A 15,212-nucleotide genomic window follows, 5' to 3' on the forward strand; every position below is an offset into this window, starting at 1 on the left:
TCATCGTAGGCTCGCCGTAGATCCACTGTGCCCCCCACGTGCTGTGGCTATCGCGTAGCCTGCCCGTTGATCGGGGGAGGGTGGAGTTTGTTCGCGCTCGTTTTCGACGCGGTGCGGGCGCGAACCGCGCAGGTGCTGGCGCTCTTTGTGCTGACCGCGCTGGCCGCCGCCGTCGCTGCCGCCGGTCCTTGGTATGCCTACGCATCCGCGACCCGCGCCGCCGAGGCGCAGCTGAGCGTCGCCTCGGCGGCCCAGCGCAACGTCTCGATCCAGACCGAGACCAGCACCCAGAATGACGCGGCCGACGCGCTCCGCCGGTTCGCCGACGTCGCCGCCGGTGAGCTGTCCAGCTCACTGGACCAGCCGGTGCGCGGGATCCGGCTGCCGCTGAGTGTCACCCGGGCCGGCGGAGACGCGACCATGGCGGTCGCCTACCGGGACGACCTCTGTCAGCACGTCCGCCTCGATGGGCCCTGTCCGTCCGCCCCCCTCCAGATCGCGGTCAGCAACGCCACCGCCCAGAACCTGGGCCTGGAGACCGGCGACGAACTGACCCTGCTGGACCGGTTGAGCACCCCCTTTCAGTTCACGGTCGTCGCCCGTTACTCGATGCGCGATCCCGCGGACCCGTATTGGAGCAATCCGCTGTTCCGGGCCGAGGCCCCCGGACTGGACCCGGTCTTCACACCGGTCGAGACGTTCGGTTCCGACCGGTTCCCGGAGCCGACGCTCACCTACGACGTCCAGGTCCCGCCAGACCTGATCCGCGGCGACGGCGCGCAGCGCCTCGGTGTCGCGCTGGCCGATGCCGAGGCACGGCTGAGCCTGGACCGGCTGCGGATGACCACCGGCATCAACACGGTGCTGGAGCGCATCGCCAGGGACCGGGACACGGTGCGCCGCGGCGTTCTGACCGCGGGCCTGCAGACGCTGATCCTTACCTGGTTCGCGATCGGTATCGCCGGGCACTGCACCAGCCGGGACCGGCGTACCGACGTGGCGCTGCTCAAACTGCGCGGCGTGAGCCGGGGCGGCATCCTGCGGCTGGCCTGGGGACAACATCTGGTGCCGCTGCTGCTCGGTGTGCTGGTCGGTACGCCCGCCGGGCTTCTGCTCGCCGGCGGCCTCGCCGGGTCGGTGCACCCGAGCGACCGGGGCGCCGCGCTGCTGCTCGTCGGAGCCACCGTTGCCGCCGTACTGCTCGGCAGCCTGCTCGTGCTGATCATCGGTGAGGCGCTGGTGCTGCGGCAGCCGGTCGCGGTGCTGCTGCAGCGCTCGGCGATGGGACGCGCCGACTGGCGCTCCACCCTGGTCGACAAGGTGCTCGCCGCCGTCGCTGCCGCCGCGGTCTACCAGTCCCGGTCCGGCGGGTCGGAGGACGGCCTCAAGGCCGCCGCGCCCGCGCTCGCCGCGCTGGCCGTGGCACTGCTGGCCGCGCGGCTACTGGTACGCGTCGCCGGCCGGGCCGGCGACGTGGCGTTGCGTGGCGGGTGGCTCCGGCTCGGCCTCACCGCCGTCCAGGTCTCCCGGCAACGCGGCGCCGACCGGGTGTTCGCCCTGATCGTGGTGGCGGTCGCCAGCTTCGCCACGGCGGCCGGTGGGCTGGCCGCCGACCGTACCGTTCGGGCCGATCGCAGCGCCGCGGAGCTGGGCGCCGCCCGGGTGCTCAAGGTGGAGGCGCCGAACCGTACGGCGCTGCTCGCGGCGGTCCGGCGGGCCGATCCGGGCGGCCGGGAGGCGATGGCGGTGGTCGCCGACACCACGACCATCCCGCCGGTGCTGGCCGTGGACACCACGCGGCTCGCCGCGGTCGCCGAGTGGCGCCCCGAGTACGGGCCGGGCGGCCTGCTCCCGGACGCGACGGCGGCCGGCAGCGTGAAGCCGCTGCCGGTGGTCACCGGCGACCGGTTGACCCTCCGGGCGCGGCACGAGGGCACCGCCCCGGTCACTGTCGAACTGCTGCTTCAGCACGAGGGCACCGGCCTGCCGGTGCAGGTCGACTTCGGTGTTCTGGGCGCGGGGGAGGGCACGATCTCGGCTCCGGCGCCCGGATGCGCCGCCGCGCCCGGCTGTCGCCTGGTCCGCTGGGGGCTGACCGCGCCGGGCTGGAAAAGCAAGTGGAGCCCGCTCCCGCCGGACACCGTGGTGACGCTGCAGAGCCTGCGGCAGGACGGCCCGGCGGCGGAGGTCCTGGACCCCGCCCGGTTCGGCGATATCGGCTGGTGGCGGCCCGCCATCGGGGGCGTCGCCATCGACATCGCCACGACCGGCGACGGCCTGCGGCTGTCCGCCGACCGCAACGAGCTGGCAGTGCCGGTGAGTGGCACCGAGGTCTGGGCGTCCGACACCTCGATGCCCCTGCCGGTGGTGCTGGCCGGCGAGGCTCCGGCCGATTGGCGGCTCACCGACCCGCTGCTGAACTCGTTCGGCCGGGTCCCGGCGCGGGTCGCCGGCACCGCGCTGGCCCTGCCCGGGCTGGGAACGAACGGGATCCTCGTCGACCTGGACGCCACCCGCCGTGTCGCGGGTCAGAGTGAGCCGCCCGGGGAGTTCCAGGTCTGGCTCTCCGCCGGCGCCCGCTCGGGCCTGGTGGCCGACCTGACCGCGGCCGGGCTCACCGTGATCACGGACGACAGCGCCGCGGAACGATCCGTCGTCCTCGGCCACCAGGGACCGGCGGCCGTCGCGCGGTTCGGGTTGCTGGCCGGCGTGGCGGCGCTGCTGCTCGCCGCGGCCACGACAGCCGTCGCTGTCGCCGTCGACCGGCCCATGCTGCGCGGGCAACTCGAGGCGCTGCGCCTGCAGGGACTACCCGCCCCGGTCGCGGTCACCACCGGTTGTGCCGGGACGGCCGCCCTCGTACTGGCGGGTCTGTCGGTCGGTGTGTTCGCCGCCTTGCTGGTCGGGCCGCTCACCCGGATCGTCGTGCCACCGTTCACCGACGGCTGGGCGGTGCTGCCGCCGCCGGCCACGCTCAGCGGCGCTGTGCTCGCGCTGTCCGCGCTGGTCGCCCTCGTCGTGCTCGGCGTGACCGGGTGGCTGTCGGTGCTGCCGCTCCTTCGTAGCCTGCGAGCGCCCGGCTCGGCGCCGCCGCCTGACCGGCATGCCGGTGGCGTGCCGGTCGGCACCGCGGCCGGTCGCGGTGCCGATCCGAAAGAGGACGGTCGATGATCTCGCTGGTCTTCGTCATGCTCTGGCACCGCCGCGGGCAGGCCGTCACCCTGGCACTGCTCGGCCTGCTGGCGGTCACCTCCGCGGTCGCCGCGCCGGCCTATCTGATCGCGGTTGGCCGTGCGGTCGCCGTCGGGCAGATCGCCACCGCCGCGCCGAACGAGCTCGGTCTGGTGGCGAGCGCGGTGCAGAACGAGCGCGTCGTCACCGAGGATGACACCCTGGACCCGAGCCAGGACCCGGACCAGCCGGAGCAGGGTGGGTTGCAGTTCGGCGACGTGGCCAAGGCGCTGGTCGCCCTGCCCGGCTTCACCTACGTCTACTCGGCGGAGTACTGGGTCATCGGCATCGACTCGAACCTGGCGAACCCCGGGCGCTTCGTCTACCGCCAGGACGTCTGCGCCCACCTGCAGATCCTGACCGGCCGCTGCCTGGCCGCCGAGGGCGATGTACTGCTCGGGGAGCACACGGCGCAGCGGCTGAACCTCAAGGCAGGCGACTCGGTCGAGCTGCGGTCGGCCGCGCCGAACCGGGATCCGCGACGGAAGGAGTGGATACCGGACGGGAAGCCTCGGCGACTTCTGATCGCCGGCACCTACCGGCCGACCGAGCCGAGTGCCAGCTTCTGGGGCGCCCGCGGCTACTTCACCGCGACACCGGAGACCGGCCCGGGCGAACCGATCTTCACCGCCGCGGTGACGCAGCAGACGATGGACCACGGCGAGATCAGGCTGGCGATGGACGGCCGGGCCGGCCCGGCCGCGTTGCACCCCGACCGTCTCGGCCAGCTCCGGGCCGACCTGCAGAAGCTGAAGCAGACCACCGCCGACGTTGGCATGGCGGTGCAGATCGACACCGGCATGACGGCGATGCTGGACCGCATCGACATCGGACAGTCGTCGACCCGGCTGCTCGTGCCGGTGCTGGCCGTGCCACTGATCCTGCTCGCCTGCTTCACCATCTTCCTCACCGTCGGCTACGGCCTCGAGGGCCGGCAGAGCGAGTTGGCGGTCGTCGCGCTGCGTGGCTCGCGATGGTGGACGCGGTGGTGGCTGGCGGCCGGCGAGAGCCTCATCGCGGTCCTGGCCGGCGCCCTGTGCGGCTGCCTGACCGGGCAGCTGCTGGTCAACGCGACCGCGGCGATCGTCTTCTTGGACGGCGGCATCCCCTCCGGCTGGAGCTCACTACGCTACGCACCACTGGCTGCGGGGGCAGCGCTGCTGTCCGTGATGGTGGCCCAGCGCCGCCAGTTCGTCGGCTCGGTCGCCGGACTGCTGCGCCGGAACCCCTCCACCGCCAACGGCCGGTGGGCGATCGCGGCGGACGCGCTCGCCGTACTCCTCGCCATCGTCGCCCCGGTCCAGCTCGTACTCTCCAAGGGTGCGCTGACCGGGGTGGGCCTGTTCGCACCCGCCATCCTGATGCTCGCCCTCGGCCTGCTCGCCGCCCGTGCCCTGCTCCCCTTGATCAGCCGGTACGCGGTCCGCGCCCTGCACCGCGGCCGCCTCGGTGTCGCCCTGGCCGGTCTGCATCTCGCCCGCCGACCCGGCGCCGGCCGGCTCTTCGCACTGCTAGTGGCGACCGTGGCCGTGGCCGGGTACGCGACCTGCGCGGTGGACACCGCCGCCGGCGGCCGCGCCGTCGAGGCAACCCTCGGCATCGGTGCGGATCGGGTCCTCACCGTGCAGACGGCACAACCCCAGCAGCTGCTGACCGCGGTGCGCCGGATCGACCCGGACGGTGACTTCGCCATGGCGGTCACCCGGCTGCCCCCGGGCGGCTCCGCCGCCGACACGCCCGGCCTGGCCGTGGACTCCACCCGGCTGGCGGCCGTCGCGGCGTGGCCGAGCGACGGACCCGGCCCGGCCGAGGTCGCCAGCCGGTTGCGCCCGGAGTTACCGGCTCCACCGGAGTTCCCCGGCCCGGACATCGCCGTCGACGTGTCGGCGTCCGGCCTGGTACCGGGCACGAACGGCCTGCGGCTCCAGGTGTCGGTCTCGTCGCTGAACGGGCTCGGGGACGCGGTGATCGAGCTCGGCGAGCTGCAGAACCGGTCGGCCACGTACAAGCAGAGGATCGCGGTCTGCCAGGAAGGATGCCGGATCGACGGCATCGGGCTCGCCCGGACCGGCTCGTCCCCCATCACCGCCGAGGTGGTGCTCCAGGGCGTGCGCACCACCGGCCCGGACCGGGAAGTGTTGCCCGTGGCCCAGCTAGCCGACCCGAACAGCTGGCGGGCAAGCCCGGAGGTACGGCTGGCGCAGGCGCCGGACGGCCTGCGGCTCAACGTCGCCGAATCGGTCAGCGTCTCCCCACTCGTCTGGATCAAGCCGGCCAGCACCCCGGACCCGATCCCGGTCGTCGTGGCCGGTGGCCGCCTCGCCGACGACGTCATCAGCGGCCTGGACGCCAAGCCCATGCTGACCACCAACGCCGAGACCCTGCCGGTCGTGCCCCAGCTGGGCCGCCGGGCCGTCGTGGTCGACCTCGAGTACGCAGACCGGACAACCATGAACGCCGGCCTCGGCAACGCGCCACAGATCTGGCTCAACGCGGCGGCACCGCCGGACATCCTGGACCGGGTCTCGGCACAGGGTCTCACCGTCATCGCCGACGTCCGCTCCGATCAGTTACGCCACCGCCTCGAACAGCAGGGGCCGGCGCTGGCGCTCTGGTTCCACGTGCTGACCGGCGCTCTGGCCGTACTGCTGGGAGCGGGCGCACTGGTGCTGGCGGCAGCGGTGGACCGGCGCCGCCGGGTCGAGGACCTCTCCGCGCTGCGGACCCAGGGGCTGCGTCCCGGCCCGGCCGGACAGGCGATGCTCTGGACGTACCCGGCACTGGTCGCTGTCGCCGTAGTGATCGGACTGCTGGTCGCGGCGATCGCATGGCTGGTCACCGGCTGGGCCCTGCCGCTCGCCGGCCCGTACCCGCCGGACCTCCCACTGCCCGGCTGGCCGCGGGTCACCGTGCTGCTCGCGGTGGGTGCGGTGGTCCTGCTGGTACACACGGCCGTGGCCGTCGCCACGGGACGCAATCTGCGCCGGCGTGTAATGCGCCGCGAAACGCTTTGACACAGGGAGTGCGATGACAACGCTGACGGTGGACGCGGCGGACCTGGCGTACGGGGACGCCGCCCCGGTGCTGCGCGGCGTGACGGTCGAGGCCCGGTCCGGCGAGCTGCTGGCGGTGACCGGCACGTCGGGTGCGGGAAAGTCGACGTTGTTGAGTGCGATGGCGGGGTTGTTGATGCCGCGGTCGGGTGCGGTGTCGGTGGACGGTGTGCCGTTGGTCAACCGTGATCATGCGATGGGTCTTGGTGTGGTCCTGGTGCCGCAGGACAACGGTCTGGCGTCGATTTTGACGGCTGCTGAGAATGTGGCGGTGGCGGTGTTGGCGACGGGTGGGTCGTCGGCGGAGGCACGCCGTTATTCGGCGGAGATGCTGGATTCGCTGGGGTTGTCCGGTCAGACGGATCAGATGGTTGATGAGCTGTCCGGTGGGCAGCAGCAGCGGACGGCGATCGCTCGTGGGCTGGCGTTGCGGGGTGAGGTGCTGCTTGCCGACGAGGTGACGAGTGAGTTGGACGCGGCGAATCGCCAACGGGTGTTGGAGTTGTTGCGGAGCGAGGCGGGGCGTGGTGCGGTAGTGGTGCTGGCGACTCATGATCCGGAGGCTGCGGCGTTGTGTGATCGTGAGCTGCATCTGGCGGATGGTGTGGCGTCTTGGGTTCGTGGTTGATGTTTTCGGGTTGATTGTCGACGACCTCCGACGCCTGGAGACCTCCGCGGCACCGATCCTCTCCGGGGACGGCCTGACGGATCATTCGCCGGAGGGCGCGCTGAGTGCGGCCGGGGTGCCGAAGTGGGGTGTGCCGTCGGCATTCCAGGTGAACCTCTGAGCGCGGGTGGAGCGGTTCATGCAGCCGCTGCGTCGGGTTGTAGTCCTCGACGTCCCGCCCGGCCACGTAGTACATGTACCAGCGGCGCCCGTTCGGTCCGTCGAGCAGATGGAACTGGAACTCGGGCGCCCACATGTTGGAGCAGCCGTTCGGCCGACCGGAAAGGTCGAACACCACGCTGTCGGTGGCGTCGGCCAGACCGGCCAGCGTGCGGGACCGGCGCATGGTGACGGTCGAGTTCCAGGTCGTGGTGGCCAGGTAGTAATAGCCGTCGTGGTACTGCAGCCACGGATCGGGCCCGTTGCGCTTGATCGGGTTGGCGAAGGACCCGGCCTCGCCGCCCGCGCCGATGCGGATGAGTTGCCACTGCTGGTTGGCCCCACCGCGATCGGTGTACTGCACGAGCTCGGCGCCGTCCTCGGTGGAGAAGCCCAGCAGGTCGACGGCCTTGCCGCTGTGGCGACTGACCAACCGCACGAACCCGTCGGCGGAAGTCCGCCAGGCGGAACTGCTGATGGGCGCCGTTCGCCTCAGCCCACTGCACGATTCCCGCCCGCTCGGTGGTCGACGCACCGGCGACGTCGACCACCTTGCCGCTGTGCCGCGACCGCAACCGGTAGTAGCCATCACCGGCATCCACGAACCGCCACTGCTGCCATGCCCCGTCGTTCCGCGTCCACTGACTCAGCCGGGCACCGTCGTTGGGCGCTTCAACCCTGGGCTGTCCCGGCGGTCGCTGAAACCGTCGGGTTGAACCACGACACCGCGGCCAGGCATTCCTCGCCCGGGACGTCGCCGTCGTTGAACCACTCGCCGGGGCCGGCCCGTTCCTTCCACTCCACCTGCGCGTGGTTCACGGCCGCGACAAGATCCGCCGCAAGGTGGCCCGCCTCGTAGAGGTCCTGGTCGGTGGTTTGGGAACTGGCTCCGACGATCTGCCCCCGGATCTCGGCGGAGTGCCCGTACCGGAACCCCCCACTGTGACACCGGTGTGAGTCGACCAGCACGGCTTCACCGTAGTTGGCGCCGAGCCGCCGGTGTCCGCATGCCTTACCCGCGGCGTTCGGCAGGAACCGTTCGCCGTCGGTACCGATCGTGATCGCGGCCAGCACCGCCTCCGTGTCGGGCACCCAGGCGCCGGCCGTCGCGTCCATCACGACGAACGCCATGCACGGCCGCCCGTACCGGCCGTGTGGTGCCCGGTCCTCACCGCTGCGGTGGTGACGCCAGATGCTGTCCGCCCGCCGACGCCCGAGCCGCAACAACAGCTCATCGAACTGGTCGCCGTCGAAGAGGTACGCATACGGATTCCGCCGGTGCCCCACTCGCACGGTGAGGCCGTCGGACGAGATGCCCTCCAGCATCGTCATCGCCTACCAGCGATCCGCGACGCTCGGTGCGACGACCTCGTCGTAGACGTGGCGCACCGCCTCCTGCACCTCGGCCGACAACGGCGGCAAGCACGCCGAAGCCGCGTTGCCCTGTGCCTGCCGCGCCGTACGAGCCCCCGGAATCACGGCGCTGACACCGGGCTGGTCGATGACCCACCGCAACGCGAACTGCGCCATCGTGGCCCCCGCGGGTGCCAGCGGCGCCAGGCGCCGCACTGCTTCCAGGCCAATCTCGTAGGGCACGCCGGCGAACGTCTCACCGATGTCGAACGCCGCACCGTCCCGGTTGTAGTGACGGTGGTCATGCTCGGCGAACGTCGTGGTGAGGTCGTAACGGCCCGACAGCAACCCGCTCGCGAGCGGCACTCGAGCGATGATCGCCACCCCGGCCGCGCGTGCCGCCGGCAACACCTGCTGGAGAGGCGCCTGCCGCAACATGTTCAGCACCAGTTGCACGCTGGCCACTCCGGGCCGCGCGATTGCCGCCAACGCCTCCTGGCGGGTTTCGACACTGACGCCGTACGCGGCGATCCGTTCCTCCTCCACCAGGGTGTCCAGCGCGTCGAAAACCGCATCCGTGGAGTACACCGCCGTCGGCGGGCAGTGCAGCTGCACCAGATCCAGCCTGTCGACTCCCAGATTGGATCGCGACCGGTCCACCCACTCCCGCAGATTCTCCATCCGGTACAACTCCGGATGCTGCGGCATGACGCGACGGCCGACCTTCGTCGCGACGACGATGCCCGCGTCCGGTCGCTCCTTCAGGAACCTGCCGATGAGCTGTTCACTGAGCCCGTCACCGTACGCATCTGCGGTGTCGAACAGCGTCACTCCGCTGTCGGCCGCGGCGGCGAGCGTCGCCAGCGCCTCCGGTTCGCTCACGTCGCCCCAGTCGGCACCGAGCTGCCACGTGCCGAGCCCGATGACGCCCACCTCCCGGCCGGTCCTGCCGAGCATCCGCTGCTCCATCGACACCTCTGATGACATACTCAATCCTCCGAACGATTCGGTTTATTCTGGTCTAATTGCCTGCCGCACCGCGGGCCCGACGGCCCGGCACCGGCCGGCATCCGGTCAGTACACGATGCTGAAGGTGGCGTCCTGCCGCTCGGTGACGCCGCCGCCGATCGGGTCGACACGCAGGATGTTGTTGACATGCCGCAGGTAGCGGGCCGGGTCCACGATCGACCGGAACGAGGTCCAGCCGCTGTCGGCAAGACCGGGCACCCTGGCGAACGTGGCGTCGGCCTTGAACGCGGCGGAGTTGTCGTCGACCGCCAGAACCACCGGACCGCCTCTGCTACGCAGGTACTGGTTCGGGAAGTTCACCGACTGGAACGAGACCGCGTTCGGGTCGGCCAGGCCGGGTACTAGGCGCCACTGCGAGTCGGGATACGGGTCGAACGGGTACGGATCGATGCGCCCGACATGGTTGGCGTGCCGGATGTAACTGTCCGGCAGGTTGTAGGACTTGATCCGGTTCCACGCCGGCGTTCCCCACCGATTGATGAGCTGGGTCATCTCGGTGGCGGTGATCGAGGCGATGCTGGAGTGTTTGGAATTCAGCGGCTGGTTGTAGTCCTTCTTGCTCAGCGGCGTCCAGTTGTCGCCGCCGATGTCGTTCGAGCGCCACACGTAGAATTCGCCGTTGACGGGAACGAACGAGTCGCCCCAGAGGTACCAGGTGCTGCTGTTGTCGGCCTTGTTCACGATCGGCGCCTCGATCGCCCCGCCCTGGATGAGCCCGCTGGTGTACGTCCCCCGGTCGAAGCTGCCCGGCTCGAGCGTGGCGGACCGGGCGCCGTAGAGCCGGCCGTCCGCGAAACTCTTGTAGTACAGGTAGTTCATGTCCTTCCCGAGGTGCATCGTGCCGTCGAGCACGTTGAACCCGGGATCGAAGAACAGCTGGGGCGCACTGACGTTGACGAAGTCGGTGGTGTAGTTGACGTAGAACGCGTCCCGTCCATTGACGTTGGCCGAGTACATGATGGCGTACTGGCGTCGCGACGAGTCCCAGAACGCCTCCGGCGCCCACGTGTGCGTCGCGAACTCGTGCAGCTTGAGATGCCGGTAGGTGAACGTGCGCAGGTCCGGCGAGTCCCAGACATGGACGTACTGGCTGCGGTCGCTGAAGACCTGGCCGCGCTGGTCGGTGGCGATGATCTCGAACGTGCCGTCCTGTTTGCGAAGGATGAAAGGGTCCCGCAGACCGCGTGCACCCGCTGCCGGAGTCATGATCGGGTTGTTCTGGTTCAGCGGCATCCAGCTGAGGCCGTCCGGGCTCACCGACAGATGCAGGCCGTAGTCGTTTCCGATACCTGAGGGTGACTCGGTGAAGGAGGCCATCACGTACGCCGCCGTCGCGGGCGGCGCGACGTTTCCGTTTGAGGGCTCGCCGCCCGCCGTGCCGATGTGGAGGAGTGGCCATGGAGGGTCGGCACCCGTAGCGGCCGTCACAGTCATCAGCAACGCCGCCGACCAACCTCGGACGCTACGGGACACCACCGCGGAAAGGTGCATGAGTTCCTGCCCAGGAGATAGAGAAACGCCGACGCACAGGGACGGTTAACGCTCACAGGGCGCGCCGGAACGGCATGACGCACGACTGTCGCCTTGCATTCGTCGCAGAACCGGCACCGACCGACGCGCTGGCTCGCAGGAGCCGGTCAGCCATCGAACCGACGGTCGACCGGCACCCCCGGCCCGGCCGGGAACACTGCGGTAGGCATCGAAGCCGCCGCATGTTCGCGTTCATAGACTAACCACGGCACGGCTCGATTTCAACGTTACAATCGAGAATCTTCGCAGCGCCATCAGCATTACGCTCTGCCGCACCGCACCCGGCAACCGCTTCGAGGCGAAGGAGGTCGGCATACTGGCGCGTTGATGCAGGTAAACTGGGTATGTCCGATGCCAGACACAAGCGTCTGGGCGCCGCAGCACCCAGACGAGGATAAGGGGCGCGCGAAGCTACGGGCTGTTAGTCCGTTTTATCGCGCCAAGACCAATAAAGACGTTTCGCCGGTGATTGTGTGAGCCGGGACAGCGGATTCACCCGGTCCAGCCGCCACCGGGCGTCACCGGGAGCGCGGAGCCCCGGTGGAGCCGCGGACGACCAGCGTCGGCCGGAACTGGATCTGCCGGTGCGCGTGGTTCGGCTCTCTCTCACTCAGCAACAGCTCCGCGGCCTCGTGGCCGACCTGCGACGTGGGTTGCCGTACGGTGGTCAGGCTCGGCGACAGGTGGCTGATGAACGGAGTGTCGTCGTACCCGATGACGCTCATGTCTTCCGGAACCCTGATCCCTCGCGAGGTCAACCGGCTCAACACACCTCTGGCCACGACGTCGTTCATGCAGACGACGGCCGTCGGCACGTCGTCACACGACACAATCGCGTCGATCACGCCCTCGTCGAAGCCCACGGACGGAAGGGCCTCCACCGACACGTCGAACAAGGACCGGTTCGGGTCCAGCCCGGCGGCCCGTAAGGTCTCCCGGAAGCCGCGATAGCGCTCCCTGGTCGATTGCATCGGCACCTCCGACTGGATGAATGCCAGCCTGCGATGCCCGAGCTCGAGCAGGTGCTCCGCGACCAACCGCCCGCCGAGGTGATGATCCACGGAGACCGAGCACAGATCGGCATCAGGGCTTGCGTAGTCGGCGAGGACCACGGGCGTGCCCCGGGATCCGAGCGCCTCGATGTGGGACAGGTCCCGGTCCCCGGGCGTCACGATGATCCCGCGAACGGCCTGCTCCTCCAGAGCCGCCAGCACCCGGCGCTCCCGCTCGAACTGACCGTCGGTGCTGCACACCATGAGCGTGCATCCGACCTGGAACACATGATCCTCCACCGCCCTGCTCAGCTCCGAGTAGAACGGGTTCCGCATGTCCAGGATGACCACCCCGACCACCGGGCTGGGGGATCCCTTCAACTGGCGTGCCAGGCTACTGCGCACGAAGTTCGCCTGCGCCATGGCCTGCTCGACGCGCGTGCGCGTATCGGCGGCCACCACATGGGGGCGATTGAGGACATTACCGACAGTAGTCACCGAAACGCCGGCGAGCCGCGCGACGTCCCGCATGGTCTGCCGCTGCGATCCGAGTTCCACGCGACCAACCATAGCGGCGCCCTCGCCGGGCCCGGCCGCCTGACGCGCTCGTACCGATCGATGGCGGTAAGACCCGCTGCCGCGCCGACCAACTGGCCGAGAAGCTGCCCGCTACGGCGTGGGCCCGGCGCAGCGCCGCAACGGCTCGAAAGGACCATGGTTCTACGAGTGGGCCTGACTGCCCGACGTCGGCGCCGACGGCGAACCCGACGACAACGGCCGGCACAGCCTGCTGATCCGCTTAGACGGGCTGACCGGCGTACTGAACCGGCGTGGCTTTTTTGAGGTTGCGACCGCCGCCACGCTGGACGCTGTGCGACAGGGCGGCACCGTAGCGGTGATTGCCGCCGACCTGGACCATTTCAAGGCCCTGAACGACGTGTATGGGCACGCCGCCGGCGACGAGGCGTTGCGAAACTTCGGTGCGGTCTTGAGGCGGGGCCGGCGTACGGGTGACGAGGCAGGCAGGCTCGGTGGTGAGGAATTCTGCCCCCGTCCCGGCGATCGGGCCACGGGTCCGATCGCCGAGGAAACGGTCAGTAGCGAACCAGGCCGGCGATCAAGCCAGGGAGCAGCGGGTCGCGCGCATTCTGGTCAGCCGCGATCAACACATGCAGGTGTGCGCTTGGGGTAGCCCTTTGCGCACGGCCGGCTCGGCGGGGAAGTCGCCAGCAACGACGCGGTTGTCACCCGCTCCGCTGATGTCGCGGCAGAACTCCCGAGCCCTACTCAACTGTCCATGTTCACGAGCTGTGGGTGGTCGAGCAGGAACGGGGCGACCCGGTCCTCCTTGACCGCTTGGAAGAACTCGTTGGCGACCAGGGCGGGACGGAACTCCTCAGCGATGTAGTCGGGGCCTTCGTAGATTCCGCCGCCGGGTAGCTTGACCGTGACCATGTCGTCGACGTTGAGGTCCTTGAGCGCCAGCGCCCACTCGATCGGGCCGTTGCCGCCACCGTCGAAGGTCAGCGACTTACCGGCCGCGTCCAGGATCTTCGTCATCTTGCCGACGTCGGTGACGATGTCCTTGCTCATCGCCTCCTTGGCCATCGCCTTGATGAACTGCTGCTGGTGCCGCTGCCGGTCGTAGTCGGTCATCGTGGGACCGCCCTTGAACTCGTAGCGCTGCCGGACGTAGTCCAGAGCCTGCCACGGCTGGAGCCGGACCGGTTTGGTGCTCTTCTTGTAGTACGCCTGCGGGCCGGTGTACGGGTGTTCACACTTGCTGGTGACCGGGCAGTTCGGCAGCCGCGGGCGCTGCTTGCCCTCCGGCGTCAGGTGCTCGGACTTCACGTCCATGTCGATGACCATGGAGACGCCGCCCAGGGCCTCGACGATGTCCTTGAAGCCGCCGAAGTTGATGATCGCCGCCGCGTCGAACTCCTTGATACCAGTGACACCACTGACGGTCTTCGACAGCACCTTGAAGCCGTTGGTGACATCGATCTTGCCGTTGACCTGGCTGCCGTCCGCCATCGCGGAGTTGATTTTCGCCCGGCGCGCCCTGGTGTTCGACTTCGCGTCCGCCGGGATCTCGACGTAGAGGTCGCGGGGCATGGAGAAGAGGTACGCCGTGCTCATATCGGCCGGAATGTGCGCGATGATGATCGAGTCCGACAGCGGCGGAGTCGTCTCCTTCCGCGGGTCGATGCCGACGAGCAAAATGTTCAGTGGGCCCTTGAGGTCCTTCTTCGTAGGCGCCGTCTGGGCCCCGCCCGTGTCGAGCAGGTCCTCGTTGGTGATGCCGCCGGTGTATTTCGCGACCAGCGCCTTACCGGTGACCAGGGTGGCGCCGCTGGTGACCATCAGCAGGCAGCCGACGACAGCACTGATCCGCGCCCACAATGGTGCGCGACGCTTCGCGGTCTTCGTCAAGCCGTCCCCCAATAATGGCTCCGATATCAGACAGCAACGATGTATCAACCTGTCAACTGGTAGACGGAACCCACGACGCCTACGTGGCGTGATGTGATCTTCGACGCTGTCGACGGAGGCTGTTCATGGCCCTGAGGTCCATGGCAATGGACAGGGCGTAAAGGCTTTGCACCTTCGGATTACGAGGTCCTGACCCGCCGCAATCCGCTGGTCAGCTGTGTTCGCCGCGTGCACGCCACAGTTCAGGAGCCGCCCCGGAACTAACGTCGGTTGCTGCGCGCGGTCGTCATCGAACCTGCCCGGCGGCCCACCGATGTGATCGCGTGACCCATCGTCAAATAGCGCTGCGGAACAGGTCGAGTAGGCAGATCGTGTTACTGGGCAATCACGTTGGGTTAATGGTGTCACTGTTCGTGTCGGGGCGAATGCCGTGCGTGCGAGAACTGTCGATTCTTGAATCGAGTGGGTATGGTCGTTGCGGTTCCCGTACGGGAACCGCCGCCTAATCGCCGTCAATGGCGAGCCGGGGATCCACATTTCCTCCGGGGTGAATCCGCGCCTAGCGGTAGGGATTTCCTTCGTCCCGAACCCGTCAGCTAACCCGGCCGGCGGCCGACGGAAGGAAATGCCTGTGCAGCAGAACACTGCGCGGCGATTAGCGGCGTTGATGGCGCTGCTCGTCACCGCGTGCGGACTGGCCGTCGCTCCGACGCCGGCTACCGCGGCCCCCCGGCTGCTCGCCGCTCCCGGCGACTCCGGTGACGA

General features: G+C 69.4%; 10 protein-coding genes, 2 pseudogenes and 1 riboswitch. Of the genes and pseudogenes, 5 read left to right on the forward strand and 7 right to left on the reverse strand.

Annotation, left to right across the window (positions count from 1 at the left end; translation table 11 throughout):
* Positions 1 to 87 precede the first annotated feature (87 nt).
* From QLQ12_RS44780 to QLQ12_RS44795, 4 genes are read left to right on the forward strand one after another with little or no spacing between them, the layout of a single operon-like run.
* On the forward strand, positions 88 to 3,171 hold the full coding sequence (locus QLQ12_RS44780; protein WP_282767185.1) for an FtsX-like permease family protein: 3,084 nt from the start codon (positions 88 to 90) through the stop codon (positions 3,169 to 3,171).
* A complete protein-coding gene (locus QLQ12_RS44785) occupies positions 3,168 to 6,245 on the forward strand; it encodes an FtsX-like permease family protein (protein ID WP_282767186.1) in 3,078 nt (1,025 codons plus the stop codon). Before QLQ12_RS44780 ends, QLQ12_RS44785 begins: the two co-directional genes overlap by 4 nt.
* 13 nt (positions 6,246 to 6,258) lie before the next feature.
* The gene (locus QLQ12_RS44790) at positions 6,259 to 6,912 is read left to right on the forward strand and encodes an ABC transporter ATP-binding protein (protein WP_282767187.1); all 654 of its coding nucleotides are present in this window, start codon (positions 6,259 to 6,261) and stop codon (positions 6,910 to 6,912) included.
* 10 nt (positions 6,913 to 6,922) lie between these two features.
* Positions 6,923 to 7,072 carry a hypothetical protein gene (locus tag QLQ12_RS44795; RefSeq protein ID WP_282767188.1) on the forward strand — a complete coding sequence of 50 codons (150 nt, stop codon included), beginning with the start codon at positions 6,923 to 6,925 and terminating at the stop codon, positions 7,070 to 7,072.
* 120 nt (positions 7,073 to 7,192) lie between these two features.
* Here QLQ12_RS44795 and QLQ12_RS44800 read toward each other — a convergent pair.
* The 6 genes and pseudogenes from QLQ12_RS44800 to QLQ12_RS44825 all read right to left on the reverse strand — a co-directional run.
* Positions 7,193 to 7,645, reverse strand: a pseudogene (locus QLQ12_RS44800) (RICIN domain-containing protein); the annotation flags it as partial.
* Positions 7,623 to 7,760 (reverse strand): annotated as a pseudogene (locus QLQ12_RS44805) (RICIN domain-containing protein); the annotation flags it as partial. The pseudogenes QLQ12_RS44800 and QLQ12_RS44805, both read right to left, overlap by 23 nt.
* A 22-nt stretch (positions 7,761 to 7,782) precedes the next feature.
* Positions 7,783 to 8,442 (reverse strand): hypothetical protein, encoded by a 660-nt coding sequence (locus QLQ12_RS44810; RefSeq protein WP_282767189.1) that lies wholly within the window; start codon positions 8,440 to 8,442, stop codon positions 7,783 to 7,785.
* 3 nt (positions 8,443 to 8,445) lie between these two features.
* Positions 8,446 to 9,432, reverse strand: a complete 987-nt coding sequence (locus QLQ12_RS44815) for an aldo/keto reductase (RefSeq protein ID WP_282767192.1) — start codon at positions 9,430 to 9,432, stop codon at positions 8,446 to 8,448.
* A gap of 105 nt (positions 9,433 to 9,537) precedes the next feature.
* Positions 9,538 to 10,809 carry a glycoside hydrolase family 43 protein gene (locus QLQ12_RS44820; protein WP_282767190.1) on the reverse strand — a complete coding sequence of 424 codons (1,272 nt, stop codon included), beginning with the start codon at positions 10,807 to 10,809 and terminating at the stop codon, positions 9,538 to 9,540.
* Positions 10,810 to 11,540: 731 nt separating this feature from the next.
* Positions 11,541 to 12,545, reverse strand: a complete 1,005-nt coding sequence (locus QLQ12_RS44825; protein ID WP_282767191.1) for a LacI family DNA-binding transcriptional regulator — start codon at positions 12,543 to 12,545, stop codon at positions 11,541 to 11,543.
* A gap of 289 nt (positions 12,546 to 12,834) precedes the next feature.
* Between QLQ12_RS44825 and QLQ12_RS47295 the strand changes: the two genes are divergently transcribed.
* The gene (locus QLQ12_RS47295; protein WP_456049098.1) at positions 12,835 to 13,206 is read left to right on the forward strand and encodes a GGDEF domain-containing protein; all 372 of its coding nucleotides are present in this window, start codon (positions 12,835 to 12,837) and stop codon (positions 13,204 to 13,206) included.
* Between the two features lie 95 nt (positions 13,207 to 13,301).
* Here QLQ12_RS47295 and QLQ12_RS44830 read toward each other — a convergent pair whose 3' ends face one another.
* On the reverse strand, positions 13,302 to 14,447 hold the full coding sequence (locus tag QLQ12_RS44830; RefSeq protein ID WP_456049097.1) for an LCP family protein: 1,146 nt from the start codon (positions 14,445 to 14,447) through the stop codon (positions 13,302 to 13,304).
* Between the two features lie 489 nt (positions 14,448 to 14,936).
* Positions 14,937 to 15,074, forward strand: a riboswitch (cyclic di-AMP (ydaO/yuaA leader).
* Positions 15,075 to 15,212 lie beyond the last annotated feature (138 nt).

Source organism: Actinoplanes sandaracinus, assembly GCF_030009775.1.
Taxonomy (GTDB): Bacteria; Actinomycetota; Actinomycetes; order Mycobacteriales; family Micromonosporaceae; genus Actinoplanes; species Actinoplanes sandaracinus.

Bases quoted from the DNA above. Each gene is read 5' to 3' on its own strand.
- QLQ12_RS44785 (WP_282767186.1), top strand. From the start codon at position 3,168: ATGATCTCGCTGGTCTTCGTCATGCTCTGGCACCGCCGCGGGCAGGCC.
- QLQ12_RS44790 (WP_282767187.1), top strand. From the start codon at position 6,259: ATGACAACGCTGACGGTGGACGCGGCGGACCTGGCGTACGGGGACGCC.
- QLQ12_RS44810 (WP_282767189.1), bottom strand. From the start codon at position 8,442: ATGACGATGCTGGAGGGCATCTCGTCCGACGGCCTCACCGTGCGAGTG.
- QLQ12_RS44815 (WP_282767192.1), bottom strand. From the start codon at position 9,432: ATGGAGCAGCGGATGCTCGGCAGGACCGGCCGGGAGGTGGGCGTCATC.
- QLQ12_RS44820 (WP_282767190.1), bottom strand. From the start codon at position 10,809: ATGGCCTCCTTCACCGAGTCACCCTCAGGTATCGGAAACGACTACGGC.
- QLQ12_RS44825 (WP_282767191.1), bottom strand. From the start codon at position 12,545: ATGCGGGACGTCGCGCGGCTCGCCGGCGTTTCGGTGACTACTGTCGGT.